Here is a 14238-nt window from a genome sequence, read left to right on the forward strand (position 1 = left end):
GTGTACGGGCAGCTCCGCACGGTCCGCCCGCGCATAGCGTGAGGTGAGCCCGGGCCGGACCCGCGAACGCGGGCCGGGCGTCGGAGTACCGGCAGAGGAGACGAGAAGGATGAGTATCAAGGTCGCAGTGATCTACCACGACACCGCCGAGTGTGTTCGGGCGCTGGCCGACGCGGTGGCGGCGGTCGCCTGGAACACCGGCGCCGAGGTGCGGTTGCGCAGGCTGCCCGAGGCGACGCCGGACCGGCCACCGACCGACGCGAAGGCCGATCCACCGGCGACGACGCGGGATCTGACCTGGGCCGACGTCGTGGTGCTCGGCGCCCCGGCCCGGAACGGCGACGTCGTCGCGCTGTTGCGCCGGCTCGCCGACTCCGCCACCGCGCCGGCGACCGCGTCGGCCGCGCGCGAGATGCGGGACGAATGGGAACGCCGCACCGAGCATCAGGTGTTCGGCGTGTTCGTCACCGCGCCCGCCCCCGGTACGTTGCACGGCGGACTGATGCGCAGCTTCGGCATCGTCTACCGGCCCCTACCCGGCGATTCGACGAGCGAAGCGAAACGCTCGGTCGCCACGCCCACGCCCACACCCGCACCTGCCGGCGGCACGGAAGACCCGACGATGCTCTCCTTCGACCTCGCCCGGACCCAGACCCGCCGCTGCGTCGAGATCGCGGCGGCACTACGCGCGGAACGGGCACTGACGGTCTGAGCACGCGGAGCGGCAGGGCGGGGGTTGCCGCGCGTTGGGGCCGGTCGAAGGGTGCCGGAGGCGGCGTGCGTGCGTCGGGCGGCAGAGCAGGGGCTGCCGCGCGTGGGGCGAGTCGAGGAGCGGTGGGTGGGGCGTGCGTCGGCTGTCGCGCGTTGGGGCGAGTCGAGGGGTTCCATCACGACACGGGCGTCCTCCGCCTCCACGACGCCGTCCCGATCCGCCCGTCCGCCCGCCCGCGAGTGCGCACGCTCCGGCGCCGACCACCCGCATCCGGCCGGCCGGCCGCAGGCGTTCCGCATCAGCCAATTCGCGCGGAGTTCGGGATATCGGTCCGTGAAGTGGATCTTGCTGCGCGACCCGATGGTAGGTTTCCCGCGATTGTCAGCCGGTGCGACCGGATCCGGCCGCCCCAGCGGGCCCGCCGGACGGCGGCCGTGATGCGAAACGAGTCCCGATGTCCGAGCACGGTACGCAACATGCGCACGACGCCCGCCGCACGTCCCCGGCCGCCGCCCGACGGGGGCAGGTCAGGGGTATCGCGGTGATCGCCTGCGCATTGGCCGTCCTGGCCACGTCCAGCGCGTGTGGCGGCGGCAACGACGAAAGGGCCCGGGCCCTTTCCCCGGCTGCGGGCACACGGCCGCCCGGGCCGTCGACACCTCCGGCCGCGCCCGGCGCACCCGCTGCGTCTGCCTCCACCCTCACCTCACCCGGCGCCGCTCCGACGGGCTCCACCGGCCCGACGCCGAGGCCGTGCGCGACCATCACCGCGACCGCGAAGCCGACCCGGGGCACGCTCACCAAGGACGACCTGCGCTCGGCCTCGACCAACTCCGTGCCGCTGACCGGTGACGAGGTCTTCGGCCTCCCCGAGCTCCCGTACAAGTACCCGGGCGGCACGCTGACCCGAACCTGCGTGAAGATCCTCGACACCTGCGCCCCGATCGCCTCCGGAGAAGCCGCCGAACTGATCAAGAAGTTGGGGTGCACCCGCGCGGTCGCGGCGCTGTACGTGGACAAGGCCAACAACGTCCAGACCACCGTCGGCGTGCTGGAGATGCCCACCGCGATCGCTGCGGCAACGCTCGCCGACAGCGACGCGGGCGTGTACAACCAGGTCATACAACCGGCCGACCCGATCACCAAGCCGTTCGAGGACAAGTACGGCTGGGTCAGCGAATCGCTGTACCGCTACTTCATCTACGAGATGACCGGTCGTATGGACGGCACGGACCGCACGCCGGCTGAGGTCGACAAGCATGTCGCGGCGCAGAACGCCATCTACCATCTCGTGGGTGACTCCCTGGACCGCCGCTCGGTCGCGGCGGGGTCGTAGGCCGACGGTCGTGCCCGGCCGGTCGGCAGGCCGCCCGACGGCAGGCCCGAGCAAATAAAAGCCGCTGGAAACGGTGCGGGGGGCGGTAGGCACCGGTTCCAGCGCGCTGCTTCGTGGGGTCGTGGTGGTCACCGGGTCGGTGGTGGTCACCGAAGGATCACGCGGGTCGTGACGATCGCCGAGGGGTCACGCGCTCGCGCCGTTTCGCCGACCGCGTCGAAGACAAAAGGGTCGAGCCTAGGCGACCAGCGTCGACGAGTCGGCGGTCCGGGTCGGGACCGCAGTCGTGGGGTTCGGCGTTGCGCCGCCTTGGGGTTTCGCAAAGGCACCCGGGAAGTCGGCGAAGGTAAGGGTCTGGGCGCGCAGCAGCTCCACGGCGGCGCGCGGCGACGGGTCCTTGAGGCGCAGTTGCCGGGCGGCGCTGCTGCCCTCTTCCAACAGCCGTCGCGCGACGGTCCGGACGAAGGCGAGGTCGCCGGAGGCGACCAGGTCCGGCATCAGTTCCTCGATCAGTTGCCACACGACCACGCGCGCCGAATCGGTGGCCATCGTCGTCGGGTCGATCAAAAGCCCTTCCAGTCCCGAGCGGGCGGCCCGCCAGGTCGCGGCGCGCAACCACGCCTGGGAATGCCGTCGGGGTTGTTCTCCGTTCTCGGCCGCCCGAACGCCGCGTTGCACGAGGGCACGGAAGAGGAGGGCGATCAGGACGGAGGTGTCCACGTCGGGACAGGCGTCGCAGATGCGCATCTCGATCGTCGGTACGTGCGAGGACAGGCGCAGGTCCTGGTAGTGCATGCCGAGGTCGAGGATCACCCCCGAGCGGACCATGCCCTCCAACATGTCGTCGTACTCTCGGGCCGAGGCGAAGTCGTCCGCCGGGCCCGCCGAGGGCCACCGCTGCCAGAGCATGTTGCGCCAACTCGCGTAGCCGGTGTCGACACCGAGCCAGTAGGGGGAACTCGCCGACAGCGCCAGGAGGGTGGGCAGGTGCGGGGAGATCCAGGACATCGCCCGGGCGGCCACGTCCCGATCCTCGACGCCGACGTGCACATGCAGACCGCACACCACCTGTTCGTCCGCCACCAACGCGTAGTCGCGCTTGATCGCGGCATAGCGATCCCCCGCGGCCTGTGGCGAGTCCGTCAGTTCCATCGACGGCGCGGTCCCCGAGGCGATCACCGCGACGCCGATCTTCTCCGCGGCCTGGGCCAAGAGCGTGCGGGAGCGAATCAAGTCGGCGCGCAGGTCCGCCAGTTCGAGATGGGGTTCGCTGTTGGTCTCGATGGAGGCTTCCTTGGCTTCGCCGGTGAAACCAACCGCCGGAAGCTCGGCGAGCAGTTCCGTACCGGCCGGGGTCAACCGCCCCGTCCGTCGGTCGACGATGTGAAACTCTTCTTCGACACCCACAGTCCGAATCGACATATGTCCCCCTGAGATGTGTATCGCGTCGGTTGTCGTGCGCGGCGCGTCCGATGGCGGCGCCGGATCCATACCCGTGGAACGGGACTGCTCGAGTTCGGTGCGGCAACCGGCGCCGACGGCTCGCGCAAGTCTGTAGCCGACGGTCCGAGGTGCCCGAAAACCATTGGCCTACAAGGCCGTTGGACAAGACTGCGACCCCGTGACCGCGCTGCCAAGTCCCATTGGGTCCAGGAAGTCTTGCGCTCAGCGCGCCGGGTTCTGGGCCTCGATCACGCACGGTCACGAAAAGGGACGACGCATCCCGTTCGTCGCCCCGCGCACGGGCCCGTACACGCCGTGGGGCCGATCGTGCGCGATATGGCTATCGATCGCGGACGGCGACGTCGAGGATGAGGCCGACCCGCGGACAGGCTCGGGCTTGGTTCACGCTGCCGTGACCGAGACCGACCGTGCGAGCCTGCTCGTCGTGTCCCCCGTCGTCCGGCGCGGGTCCGCAGGCGGCACGGGCGTCGCAAGGACCCCGCCGGGCACGCGGGAGGCGCGAGCGGAAGGGCACGTGACCGCCCCGGCGCTCCTTCCACTCGGCCGGCTCGGCGCTCTTCTCAGGAGCGCTACGCGTCCGCCCGGCGGCGCTCCCCTCGCGTGTCCTACGCGTCCTACGCCTCCGCCCGGCGGCGTTCCTCTTACGTGTCCTACGAGACCGCCCGGCGCTCCTCTTCCCGCAAGTCGCCGCCGGGTGGCGGTGGTCGACCGCCGACAGCGAAGCACGGAACGGCGACCGCCGTCCAGGGCTCGGCACCATCCGGTCCCTCATGGTGCTGTGAGGGAACCGTGATGGGCCCTCCCCCTTGGCATCCGAGGCATTGGATCCCATGATCGACTTCGTGATCCGATACCTACGCACCCGCTCGGCCGTCGCCTTGGGCGCGGTGACCCTGGCGCTGTACGGGCCGGTGTCCGCCGCGGCGGCCGACCCCGCTCCACCGGCCGAGGCGGTGCCGGCCAAGGTGGAGTTGGTACTCGACCTGTCCGGTTCGATGAAGCAGAACGACGCCGGCGGACAGACCCGCCTGGAGGCCGCCAAGCAGGCGGTGAACCGCATCATCGACGCGGCTCCGGCCAACGCCCAGGTGGGCATCCGCGTCTACGGCGCCACGTATCCCGGCGCGGACAAGGCCGCCGGCTGCGCCGACACCCAACTCCTGGTGCCGGTCGCGGTGATGGGCGAGGGCGCCAAAACCGCGGCCAGGCAGCGGGTCGCCGCCCTGAACGCCGTGGGCTTCACTCCGATCGGCAACGCCCTGCGCGCCGCCTCCGACGACCTCGGCACCCAGGGCGAGCGACACGTCATCCTGGTCTCCGACGGCGAGGACACCTGCGCACCTCCGCAACCCTGCGAGGTGGCCCGGGAGTTGAATGCGCGCGGTACGAAGTTGACGGTCGACACGGTCGGCTTCAACGTCTCCGGGGCAGCCCGGGAGCAACTCAAGTGCATCTCCACCGCCGGCGGTGGGGTCTACGCCGACGCGAACGACACCGACTCGCTGGTCTCCAACATGTCCAGCCTCTTTCGACGGGCCTGGACTCCCTACGACGCGTCCGGCCGACCCATCCGGGGGGCGACGACCGGCTGTGCGAACGCGCCGATGGTCGAGGACGGTCAGTACCTCGACGCCTTCGTCACCAGTCGGGACTTGTGGTACCGCATTCGCAAGAACCCGGACGAGGACCTTGCCATCGGCGCCACCGCGATCTTCTCCGAACGCATGCGCGCGGGCGACGACCGGGAGAACTCGGCCTTTCTGACCCACCTGTTCATCCGTTCGGGTCCCGCGGACCAACCCCAGAGCTGGATCCTGAAGGAGGGCGTCGCCTTGGAGGCGAACAACATCGTCACCACCGGCGCGAACGGCGGGTCGAACAGCACCGCCCGGGCCCCGGACGGAATCGGCTGCCTGCGCATCTCGCACAACGCCGAGGTCGATCCGCAGCGCCGGATCCTGCTCGAACTCCTGATCAGCCATCCCAAGCGTCCCGGTGCGGTGAACGCCGCGAACAACCCCACACCCGAGCGCTCGGCACCCGTGGCGAGCGGCCCGCCCTCCGGGGCACCCGGCACCGACACCCGCGCCCGGGTCACCGCGTCCTCGGACGACGACGGCGGACCCGGCACCGCGGTGACCGTCGGCCTGATTGCCGGCGCCGTGTTGCTGGGCGGCGCGCTCGGGTCGTTCCTGGCCGGCTCCCGGCGTGGGCAGAGGGGGCAGGCGTGAACGACGTCATGCGCGTAGGCAGGGCACTGGCTGCGGTCGCCGCGGTCCTGGCCGTACCGGCCGTCGGCGTGGTGGCCGCCGCTCCCGCGGCGGCTGCCGACGGCCCGAGCGGTTTCTCCTTCAACAGCGCCGGCGAAATCGGACCGGGGGTCCACCGCGAGAGCATGGTCGTGGGCGACTTTCTCTTCTGGCGGGTGTTCGTGCAGCCCGGGCAGAAGCTCTCCATCAAGGGGTCCGTCGACATTCCGGCCGACTTCCCACACAAGCAGGGTCCCCGGTTCGTCCTCAATCTCTACAACCCGCTGCGCGAGGCCATTCCGCTCCTGGACAACCCGACGAACCAAATCCTGCCCGGAACCACCCACTTCGAGGCCACCTCGGGTGCATGGACGGTGGGGGACGGCAAGAAGTACGAGAACTTCGACGGCACCAAAGGCTCGTTCAAGGAGTTCAAGGACGACAAGTACGCGCTGCGCGGCTCCTATTACATCCAGATGTCCATCTCGGGCGCCCAGGGGCCCCAGCGCGGCATCGTGGTGCCGGTGAAGCTGGAGGTGTCGGTCGAGGGCACCGTGGTCCAACGTCCGGATCAGCCGGCGGGGCCCGAGGAGGACCCTCGCCCGACGGGCGGCACGGTCCCCGAGGCACCTCCCTCGGGGACGACGCAACCACTCGCGAGCGGTACCGCGCCGCCGGTGGCGGGTACGGGCGGCAACTCGTCCTCGGTGGCCTCCGATTGGAGTACGCCGGCGGGCGGCGCGGTGTTCGCCCTCCTGCTCGCGGCGGGCCTCGGTTACCTGCTGCGCCGCCGGTTCGCCGGCACCGCGCCCGCACCATCGGCCTCGCCATGGACCGCGCACATGTCGCCGACCGCTCCGACGCACCCACCCACCGCGGCATCCCCGTCGCCGTCCACCGGACCCACGGTGTCCGATCCCGCGCCGCCACACACCCGCCCGGTCGCGCAACCGCGCCCCGAACCCCCCGACACGGGGCCACCCGCCCGCCCGGTGGCGCAGCCTCGGCCCGAACCCCCCGACACGCCGCCTCTCTCGACGACGTGGCGACCCGACCAAGCCACGTACGCCCCGGGCACGGCACCCGAATCGCACGAGGTGACCCAGGCGTTCGAAACCCCCCGCCGCCCGGAGCACCCGCCCGGCACCCCGCCGCGCTCGCACTGAACCACGAGCTGCGAACCACGAGCCGGCAACTGCGAACCACGGGGCCGGGAGCTGCGAACGACGAACCTCCGGCTACGAACCACCCGCTACGAACCACCGGCTTCGGCTACCTACTACGACCTACGCCCACAACGACAACACATTTCGGGCCCTCACGCCCACGTGATGCCCCGGTGGCCAATCCACCGGGGCATCACGCATTCCGTGCCGGCCCTTCCACGGGACGGGCAAGGAGCCGGTGGGCGGCCGTGGTTGCAACGTTGCTGCAACCCCCCTCCGGCGACTGGCGGAAGGGCGTCCGCTCGCGCACACTGCCGGAACGCAGGTCGGCAACCCCATGGCCGATGCCGAAGGAGACACGTGCCCTGCCCTGCGTACGGCGGTTCGGCGGCGAGGAGTTGTGCCGCGCCGTCCGCGCCGATGGTCGGGCCGGACCGCGACCCGAGAATCGGGAAGGTCGATGATGGTGATGTCCCAGCGGACCACGGACTGCCGCTCCTCCGTCGGGTGCCTGCCCGAGGAGCACTTGTCGGTACAGGTGCCGTCGGCACGACCGCCGCGAATACGCACCGATTTCCCGCATGCCGCCCGCATGTACGACTACTACCTCGGCGGCAAGAACAACCTCGCGGTCGATCGCGGCACCGCCGAGACCGTACTCGCCCTGGCGCCGGAAGTCCGCGCGATGGCCCTCGCCAATCGCGCCTTCCTGCGCCATGCGGTGTCGTTCGCGACCGGGGTCGGGATCCGGCAGTTCCTGGACATCGGGGTGGGTCTCCCGGCGGCCGGTGACACCTACGAGTGCGCGCTGCTCGGGACGAAGCACGCGCGGGCGGTGTACGTCGACAGGGATCCGATGGTCCTCGCGCATGCCCGGGCGCTGTCCGCCCGCCCCGGTCGGGTGTCCGTGGTCGACGGGGACCTTCGCGATCCCGGTGCCCTGTTGGAACAGGCCGCCGGGCGAGACGGGTTGGACTTCGACCGGCCGGTGGCGGTGGTCCTGACCGCGGTCCTGCACTACCTGTCGGACGCCGACGATCCCTGGTCCGCGGTGGCCGAGGTGATGGCCGCGACCAAGCCGGGCAGTGTGCTGCTGCTCTCGCACGCCGCCGCCGATCTGCGCCCGGAGGCGGCCCGCGCGACCGCAGCGACGTACCGGCAGTCGGCGACCCCGCTGTTCCCGCGCACCGCTCGAGAGGTGGGCGCGCTGTTCGCCGGGCTGACCCTGATCGAACCCGGCGTGGTTCCGGTCGCGTCCTGGCGCACGGACCGACTGCCGCGAGTCCACGCCGACCGGCAGTGGATGTATGCGGGCGTCGCCGTCAAGCCGCCACCGGCGGGTAGGTGGCAGTGTTCGAGCGGGGGGCGCGGCATGCCCGCCTCCCGGCGTTCGTGTCTGTAGAGGGGACTCGGGCCGGGTCGCGGCCGGTGTACGGCCGGTGTTCGGAACGGACGCGGTAGAGCGTCGGCGGAGGCGTCGGCAGAGATCGGCGCAGCGTCGACGGAGCATCGCCGGAGCGCGGATGCTACCAGTGCATTTACCGGACCGTGGTACCCACGCCGTCCTTTCCCACATGGCCGGCGGTTCGCGACGATGAACGCCGTTGCCCGGACGCCGTCGGATGGTCCGGAGCGACAAGGTGGTGCGGCGGGAGCCCGCGGGTACCCGGCCCAGTCGGGGTCCCGCCGGCCCGGTTCAGGAGACGCTGTCCAAGCAAGCCCCGGATGCCTCGGGGACCTCCTGCCGTGGGCCGGACCACCCGGCGTGAGGTGCGAAGTGGCCGGCGGCCGCGATCCGATCGACCCCGTGGCCGCGGTGACTCGCCCCGCGGTCACGGTGGTCTTCGGCGTGATGCCGGTGGGAGCGTGCCGCCCAGGCGTCGCCGAGGGCGCGAACTCCCTTTATTACTCGGGTGTTTACCGGTCCCCGGTGCCCGTCGCGGCCTTTGTCGCACCGTCGCGGTTCGCGAGGATATGGGCATGCCGCAGAATGCTCAAGAGGCAACACGCAAACGCGAATCCACGACACCGGCGGGTCCTCGAACCCGTCGCCCCGGCCTGCTTTTGGGAGTGGAGGGATTGGAAGCGCACGACATCGGTTCCGCGCTGTTGCGCTCGATCTCCTCTCCTCCGCGGATCTTCGTCGGGTCGGCTCGCGAGCCGAACGCCCGACCGGACTTCGCCACCTTGATGGCGCTGGCCGATGCGGTCGGGGGCGAGCCGTACATCCGCGGGGGACGGTCCGCTTCCGAGACCCTGACGCTGGTCGCGATGCAGACTCATCGCTACGAATCGACCCGGCTGTTCCTGGCCGCCGGCCGCACCGTCGTCGAGCAGCGCGGCGTGTACAGCGCGGCGATCGAGGACGCCGTCACCCGTCATCCCGGCGACTCGGACCGGGCGCACTGGGCCGCCCGACGCTTCCTGTCCACCGTCGCCGAGTGGCGTCCGCTGCCCGACGTGGTGCTGCTCACCATGGACGAACCGGAGGCGGTCGTCGAGCGGTTGCGCCACCAGGACCGAGAGCAGAACCCCGAACCGGGCCAACTCATGGAGAAGGTGGCTCTGTTCCGGTTGCTCGCGGCGGACGACCCGGAGCGGTTCCGGATCTTCGACCGGCGCGGGATCGAGGAGACGCAGCTGGCCGAGGCGGTGCGCGACTGGTTGATCCGGATGCTGCCGGAGGAGATGGTCTCGCGGTCGGCCTGAGCCGGGGGCGACGAAAAGACGCCGACCCCCGTCGGGGTCGGCGTCCGGTTTCGCGTCTCAGTTGCCCCGGGCCGTCCGTGCGAAGCACGTCGCGTCGTCGCGAGCCGGAGCAAAGCCGGGGTGCGGACCGTACGAGCCACGCGGCGCCCGGGGGCCGACGGCTCGGAAGCCGCCTCGTCGGGTACCGCCGCCTCGGCCTCGGCTGTGCGGCATGGGGGAGGAAGTCATCTGCTCGTCCTTTGCGTTCGTGATGGGATTCGGGTTCGTGGGGTTCGGGTTCGCGGGGTTCGGGTCGATCGTCGCCGCAGGACCGGTGTCGAGAGAGGAAGTCATCTCCTCGTCCTTTGCGTTCGTGGTTCGGTTCGGGTGCGCGCGTTCACAGGTTTCCCGCGTTCCGGGAGGATCGTCGCCGCAGCAACAGCGCCGCGAGACCGGCGCCGAGCACGATCGCCGCGGGCAGTCCGGCCCAGACCAGCGGGCCGCCGTAGGCTGCGGATTTCTCGTCCCGCGCGGACGAGTCGGTGAGCCTGGGTTCGGTCCGGATCGGGTTGCGCGTGGCCGGTGACTCGTTCGCCGGCGGGGTCGAGGACCCGGCGGGTCCGGAAGCGTGCGCGTACACCGGGCCGGGTTCCTTGCTGCCGGTCACCGACACGTCGACGGCCAGCGAGCGCAACTCCCCTTCGCCCTGGGCCGATACGGCGATGTAGTACCAGCCGGGCAGCATGTCGGCGACCTCTTGTTGCCGGTCGCTGCGATTGCGGAAGCGCACCGGCCTGGTGGCGAAGGGATCCAGTCCCTTGGCGAAGATGTGCTCGGTGTCGTGCACGCCCCAAGAGTCCTGGGCCAGTTGCTCGCGGATGGGATTGTAGAAGTGGGTCTGTACTCCGATGATCTCCTTCCCACCGCCGACCCGGGTCTGGAAGGCGAGGCTCTGGCCCCAGTCGAGGCGGACCCGGTAGAAGGCCCACTCCCCCGGGGCGAGGGTGTCGGTGTAGTGGCCGGAACCGGGCAGGGTGGTGGCCGAGGCGAACGAGCCACCACCGACCACCGGTCGCACCGCGCCGCCCGGCTCGGTGTATCGCGCGATGTCGGCTTCGGCGGGACCTGGGTCCAGGGCCTGCGGTTCGAGCAGCACCTGGAGTTCGAGCGGCGCCGGCGGCCCTGTACCGCGGCGGGTCACCGAGAACACCTGCTTTCCCGGTCGACCACATCCGTTGGCCCCGGTACCGGAGGCCGTCCAGCGCACGGAAGCCGTGACGACCTTGGACAGGTTTTGGTCGAGGCCGGTGTCCGAGGTGCAGAAGCCGGAACCGCGCTCCCCGATCTGCTTGACGTCGAGCGCTTCGAGGCCCTTGATCCTGCTGACGGTGGTGCCCGAGACGTAGGCGGTGTAGCCCGCGGGCACGTCCACGGCGTAGTACTTCACCTCCTTGTCGGCCAACTCGTCCAGGTAGCTCCCGGGAGCCAGCGCCGCGGCGCGGGCCGGATCCGGGCCGCCGTCGACCGCGATCCCGGTCGGTTCGTAGCTGCGCAGCGCGCGCTGTGTCACCCGGGTGAGTTCGCGCTCCAGCGAGGCCGCGTCCGGGGCGTCGGCGTAGGTGCCGCCGGAGGCGCGAGCGATACAGGTGAGCTGGGCGCGGGTCTTGGGGTCGGCCGCGAAGCCGACGGTGTGCACGCGCATGTCCACGCCTTGAGCGGCGAGTTCCCGCGCCACCTGGCAGGGTTCGGGCGGCGCGCACGTGTCCTCGCCGTCGGAGACCAGCACGATCGAGCGCGGGCCTTCGTTCGGCAGCGCCGCGGCGGCCTTGCGCAGGGCCGGCCCCATCGGCGTCCAGCCCATCGGTCGGATCTCCTGTACCGCGGCCTTGAGGTCCGGTCCGCGGGCACTGCCGACGGGTTGTACCACCGTGACGTCACGGCAGCCGTCGGCCCGGTCGGTGGTGGATCCGCTCTGCCCGGTGCCGTACACCGTCAGTCCCAGTCGGGAGCCCTCCGGCGCGGTGTCGACCAGTGTCGTGATCGCCTTCCTGGCGACATCGATTCTGGTCTCCGTCGCGGCCCGCTCGTTCATCGAACCGGAGGCGTCCAGCACCAGCATCACCGGTGCCAGTCCTTCGAGTTCGGTCGCGTAGGCGGCCGGCCCGGCGGACAGTGCCGACGCGGCACCGAGCGCGACCGTGAGGGCCGCGGCCGCGCAAGCCGGAAGTGCTCGGGATCTCATGTCCGGGAATGTAGATCGAATTGCAGTAGCAAACAAGAGATTCGCTAGTAGAAATCTTGGAGCGCCTGCCGATGCCCTGTTTGCTCCGATTGTTCACTTACAGTACGTATGACCGGCCCACTTGTGCCCCTACAACCCCCGCCCGCCCCATGCAGGTCCACCGCCGGGCGATCGCACCGCCGTTGCAGTTGCAAACATCCGGTCGGTGACCGCGCCGGCGCGTTCCGGTCATGGCATCGCGCACATTCACTGTGCACATCGAAACTCGTATTCGCCTGTCCGGCCCTTTGCCAGTGCAATGTGTAACCGGAAAACCGAATCGGTGGCCGCTTGCGCTCTTGTACTCTTGCCGCAGGAATCCGATGCGACCGGACCGGTCTCCGGAGCCGGAACAAGGGCGAATAATCGGCGCGTTCGAGATATCACCCACCCAAGGTGCAGTGGCGTCCACCTGCGTGCGGCCGCCCGGACGGCGGGCACGTTGGAGTCGCGTGAAATCCACATGCGATAAAAAGCCGATCCAAGAGTTGAGGCTGGAGGTGCGATGAGCAAGCCGACGGTTACCAATCCGTGGATTACCGCCACCGTCACCGAATCGCCCGAGGTCTTGGCCCCGCAACCGGCCCCGCCGCCCACGATGTTGCCGACTCGGCCTCGGCCCGGGGCGGTACTGCCTCCGCACGACGGGGGTCTGCCGATTCGGCACCTTCACCCGAACGAACAGGCGCCGTGGTGGTGGCTGGGCTGTCACGGCGGTGCCGGAGTCGGCATGTTGAGCGCCACGTTCCCCGACGGTCGGGACGCGGATCGGCACTGGCCGGTCCCCGGTGACGGCACCTCGGCGAGCGTCCTGCTCGTCGCCCGCACCAATGTCCCGGGTCTGCGGGCGGCACAGACGGCCGCCCGGCAGTGGGCCTCGGGAGGCGTGCCGCAGGTCCGGTTGCTGGGCCTGGTGGCGGTCGCCGACGCGCCCGGCACCCTGCCCAAACCATTGCGCGATCTGGTGAAGCTGGTGGCCGGGGCCTTTCCCCGCACCTGGGCCGTCCCCTGGATCGAACCGTGGAGATTCGGGGAGACCCCTCCGGTCGCCGAACTCCCGAAGCCGCTGGCCCGACTGGCCGGAGATCTAAGCCACGTTGTTGCGAGAAACCGAGGCCCCTGGTGATAACTACTGTGTTCACAGCGATTCACGGAATACAGGGTTGGGCAACCGATGGAAAAGACAAGCCGACGCCGACGCCGCCGCCCGGCCGGTCCGTGCCGAACCCGAAGACTTTCACTCCGGACAACGGTTTGACCGACGGCATCGCAAAGGTCGCCGGTGTGGTGTCCTACGGAATCCTCGCCTTCTCGTTCCTGGTCGCCCTGGTATGCACGGGCATGATCTGGAAGGCGCACAAGGACGGCGGGCAGGCGTCCTTCGTCGGACTCGGCATGGCCATGCTCACGGTGATCGTTTCCGGCAGTCTGGCCACCATCTTCAACTGGGTGACCTGAGCCGCGAATCCGTCCTCCTTTCACCGTGATTCGCGGCCCCATCCGGAGTAGAGCGCATGGCCTGGTTGAGAAAGGAACAGTCGGCATCGAGCGGATACGACGATGAAGGCAGCCGTTTCACACAGCCCGGCTTCATCGCATCCGCACTTGTCATCCTGTTCGTCGTCCTCAGTGCCGTCTATCTCGCCGTGGCGGGCAACGACGGAAAGACCCGATCCGCCCCGCCTTCCACGGCGCCCAACCTCGCCCCGGTGACCCTGGCTCCCGTCCCGGACTCCGTGTCCGCCGAAACGAACGAGTGTCCCTTCACGCCGGTGACGGATGTGACCCGCCCGACGCAACCCCCTCGGGACGTCGCCTGGCAGTCGTTCCGCACGGTATTGCTGCCGGCCTCTTCGACGGCCGGGCCCATGGTCACCCAGGGCGACGTGGCCCGCTGCTACCAACAGACCCCCACCGGCGCCCTGTTGGCGGTCGCGCAGATCACCACCCGGTACGCCTTGGCGGAAAACTGGCTCCGAGTGGTCGCCGAGCAGGTTCTGCCCGGGCCGAGTGCGGACGCCTATTCGCTTCCGCGCATCGAACGGGAGTTGACCCGTGGCGCCCCGCGACCACCGGAGCCCGGGAGCATGTCGCAGATCGCCGGTTTCAAGTTCGTCACCTACAGCTTCCAATCCGCTTCCCTGGAAATCGCGCGCCGCACGCCGGACGGCAAGTTGCAGGCGTTCGTGCACACGGTCGTCTGGACGCACGGCGACTGGAAGTTGGAGCTCCAGCCGGACGGCGCCGACGCGCCGATAGGAAGAAACCTGATCTCGCTGGAGGGGTTCGTTCCCTGGGGGGGCTCTTAAAACGTGGAGCGGAAAACATGGCGGATCACGCGG

General features: G+C 70.1%; 11 protein-coding genes. 9 read left to right on the plus strand and 2 right to left on the minus strand.

The features are described 5' to 3' along the window. Positions 1 to 109 precede the first annotated feature (109 nt). Positions 110 to 712 carry a flavodoxin family protein gene (locus ACZOOI_RS37250; RefSeq protein ID WP_465283992.1) on the plus strand — a complete coding sequence of 201 codons (603 nt, stop codon included), beginning with the start codon at positions 110 to 112 and terminating at the stop codon, positions 710 to 712. Positions 713 to 1166: 454 nt separating this feature from the next. After that, positions 1167 to 2048 carry a hypothetical protein gene (locus tag ACZOOI_RS37255; protein WP_465283993.1) on the plus strand — a complete coding sequence of 294 codons (882 nt, stop codon included), beginning with the start codon at positions 1167 to 1169 and terminating at the stop codon, positions 2046 to 2048. A gap of 237 nt (positions 2049 to 2285) precedes the next feature. Here ACZOOI_RS37255 and ACZOOI_RS37260 read toward each other — a convergent pair whose 3' ends face one another. Then, positions 2286 to 3539 (minus strand): carboxylate-amine ligase, encoded by a 1254-nt coding sequence (locus tag ACZOOI_RS37260; RefSeq protein WP_465283994.1) that lies wholly within the window; start codon positions 3537 to 3539, stop codon positions 2286 to 2288. A gap of 803 nt (positions 3540 to 4342) precedes the next feature. Between ACZOOI_RS37260 and ACZOOI_RS37265 the strand changes: the two genes are divergently transcribed. The 4 genes from ACZOOI_RS37265 (at position 4343) to ACZOOI_RS37280 (ending at position 9636) form a co-directional block, all read left to right on the plus strand. Beyond that, on the plus strand, positions 4343 to 5743 hold the full coding sequence (locus ACZOOI_RS37265) for a vWA domain-containing protein (RefSeq protein WP_465283995.1): 1401 nt from the start codon (positions 4343 to 4345) through the stop codon (positions 5741 to 5743). Continuing rightward, the gene (locus ACZOOI_RS37270; RefSeq protein WP_465283996.1) at positions 5740 to 6927 is read left to right on the plus strand and encodes a hypothetical protein; all 1188 of its coding nucleotides are present in this window, start codon (positions 5740 to 5742) and stop codon (positions 6925 to 6927) included. Before ACZOOI_RS37265 ends, ACZOOI_RS37270 begins: the two co-directional genes overlap by 4 nt. A 469-nt stretch (positions 6928 to 7396) precedes the next feature. Further along, positions 7397 to 8329, plus strand: a complete 933-nt coding sequence (locus tag ACZOOI_RS37275) for an SAM-dependent methyltransferase (protein ID WP_465283997.1) — start codon at positions 7397 to 7399, stop codon at positions 8327 to 8329. A 677-nt stretch (positions 8330 to 9006) separates the two neighbouring features. Next, complete coding sequence (locus ACZOOI_RS37280) at positions 9007 to 9636, plus strand: hypothetical protein (protein ID WP_465283998.1); 630 nt, start codon at positions 9007 to 9009, stop codon at positions 9634 to 9636. Between the two features lie 376 nt (positions 9637 to 10012). On the opposite strand, the gene ACZOOI_RS37285 is transcribed toward ACZOOI_RS37280, so the two are convergent. Then, a complete protein-coding gene (locus tag ACZOOI_RS37285) occupies positions 10013 to 11857 on the minus strand; it encodes a vWA domain-containing protein (RefSeq protein WP_465283999.1) in 1845 nt (614 codons plus the stop codon). Positions 11858 to 12494: 637 nt separating this feature from the next. Here ACZOOI_RS37285 and ACZOOI_RS37290 point away from each other — a divergent pair. The 3 genes from ACZOOI_RS37290 (at position 12495) to ACZOOI_RS37300 (ending at position 14205) form a co-directional block, all read left to right on the plus strand. Further along, positions 12495 to 13022, plus strand: coding sequence for a DUF6668 family protein (locus ACZOOI_RS37290; RefSeq protein ID WP_465284121.1), 528 nt, complete (start codon positions 12495 to 12497; stop codon positions 13020 to 13022). Between the two features lie 128 nt (positions 13023 to 13150). Further along, positions 13151 to 13354 (plus strand): hypothetical protein, encoded by a 204-nt coding sequence (locus tag ACZOOI_RS37295; protein WP_465284000.1) that lies wholly within the window; start codon positions 13151 to 13153, stop codon positions 13352 to 13354. A 56-nt stretch (positions 13355 to 13410) separates the two neighbouring features. Continuing rightward, the gene (locus tag ACZOOI_RS37300) at positions 13411 to 14205 is read left to right on the plus strand and encodes a DUF8175 domain-containg protein (RefSeq protein ID WP_391584237.1); all 795 of its coding nucleotides are present in this window, start codon (positions 13411 to 13413) and stop codon (positions 14203 to 14205) included. Positions 14206 to 14238: the final 33 nt, after the last annotated feature.

It is taken from the genome of Embleya sp. L77 (assembly GCF_055557415.1).

Coding starts and splice junctions, on each gene's coding strand:
- ACZOOI_RS37250 (WP_465283992.1), top strand. CDS start 110: ATGAGTATCAAGGTCGCAGTGATCTACCACGACACCGCCGAGTGTGTT.
- ACZOOI_RS37255 (WP_465283993.1), top strand. CDS start 1,167: ATGTCCGAGCACGGTACGCAACATGCGCACGACGCCCGCCGCACGTCC.
- ACZOOI_RS37260 (WP_465283994.1), bottom strand. CDS start 3,539: ATGGATCCGGCGCCGCCATCGGACGCGCCGCGCACGACAACCGACGCG.
- ACZOOI_RS37265 (WP_465283995.1), top strand. CDS start 4,343: ATGATCGACTTCGTGATCCGATACCTACGCACCCGCTCGGCCGTCGCC.
- ACZOOI_RS37275 (WP_465283997.1), top strand. CDS start 7,397: ATGTCCCAGCGGACCACGGACTGCCGCTCCTCCGTCGGGTGCCTGCCC.
- ACZOOI_RS37285 (WP_465283999.1), bottom strand. CDS start 11,857: ATGAGATCCCGAGCACTTCCGGCTTGCGCGGCCGCGGCCCTCACGGTC.
- ACZOOI_RS37290 (WP_465284121.1), top strand. CDS start 12,495: ATGTTGCCGACTCGGCCTCGGCCCGGGGCGGTACTGCCTCCGCACGAC.
- ACZOOI_RS37300 (WP_391584237.1), top strand. CDS start 13,411: ATGGCCTGGTTGAGAAAGGAACAGTCGGCATCGAGCGGATACGACGAT.